Below are 1,262 nucleotides of genomic sequence, written 5' to 3'. Positions count from 1 at the left end.
GCCTGCTGCGCCTCGTGCTGACCGTAGATCAGCATCGGCCTCGATTCACCCTCGATCACCGATTCGTCAATCACCACCTTCTCCACGTCATCCATTGACGGCAGGTCATACATGGTGTCCAGCAGCGCCGCCTCGACTATCGAGCGCAGCCCGCGCGCCCCGGTCTTGCGCGACATCGCCTTGCGCGCTATCGCCGTCAGCGCCTCGTCGCGGAATTCCAGCTCCACCCCTTCCAGCCCGAACAGCGCCTGATACTGCTTGGTCAGCGCGTTTTTCGGCTCGCGCAGGATCTGGATCAGCGCTTCCTCGCTCAGCTCGTTCAGCGTCGCCACCACCGGCAGACGGCCGATAAACTCCGGGATCAGGCCGAACTTAATCAGGTCTTCCGGCTCCACCTGCTCCAGCAGCTGCCCTTCGGTCGCCTTCTGCGATTTGCCCTTCACCGTGGCGCCGAAGCCGATGCCGGAGCCGGTCTCCACGCGCTGGGAAATCACCTTGTCCAGCCCGGCGAACGCCCCGCCGCAGATAAACAGAATTTTCGAGGTATCCACCTGCAAAAACTCCTGCTGCGGATGCTTGCGCCCGCCCTGCGGCGGCACCGCCGCCACCGTGCCCTCTATCAGCTTCAGCAGCGCCTGCTGCACCCCCTCGCCGGAGACGTCGCGCGTTATCGACGGGTTGTCCGACTTGCGCGATATCTTGTCGATTTCATCGATGTAGACGATGCCGCGCTGCGCCTTCTGCACGTCATAGTCACACTTCTGCAGCAGCTTCTGGATGATGTTCTCGACGTCTTCGCCCACGTAGCCCGCTTCGGTCAGCGTCGTCGCGTCCGCCATGGTGAACGGCACGTCCAGCAGCCGCGCCAGCGTCTCCGCCAGCAGCGTTTTACCGCTGCCGGTGGGGCCGATCAGCAGAATGTTGCTTTTGCCCAGCTCGATGCCGTTGCTGCTGTCGCCGTTGCGCAGCCGCTTGTAGTGGTTGTAGACCGCCACCGCCAGCACTTTCTTCGCCCGCTCCTGACCGATGACGTAATCGTCAAGGTGGTGGCGGATCTCGTGCGGCGTCGGCAGCGCGCTGCGCTCGCGGTGCGGCGCCACTTCTTTAATCTCTTCGCGAATGATGTCGTTGCACAGATCCACACATTCGTCGCAGATATACACCGACGGCCCGGCTATCAGCTTACGCACTTCATGCTGGCTTTTGCCACAGAAAGAGCAGTACAGCAGCTTTCCTGAACCATCTTTGCGCTTATCTGTCAT

At 61.9% G+C, this 1,262-nt stretch carries 1 protein-coding gene; it reads right to left on the bottom strand.

Going from position 1 to position 1,262, the window contains the following annotated elements; translation table 11 throughout:
* The coding region (gene clpX / locus FKM52_RS21410) for an ATP-dependent protease ATP-binding subunit ClpX (RefSeq protein WP_141178107.1) at window positions 1–1,262 on the bottom strand (1,262 nt) is incomplete at its 3' end.

Source organism: Mixta tenebrionis (assembly GCF_006517625.1).
In the GTDB taxonomy this organism is placed as follows: domain Bacteria; phylum Pseudomonadota; class Gammaproteobacteria; order Enterobacterales; family Enterobacteriaceae; genus Mixta; species Mixta tenebrionis.
This window is presented reverse-complemented; position numbering and strand designations above follow the sequence as displayed.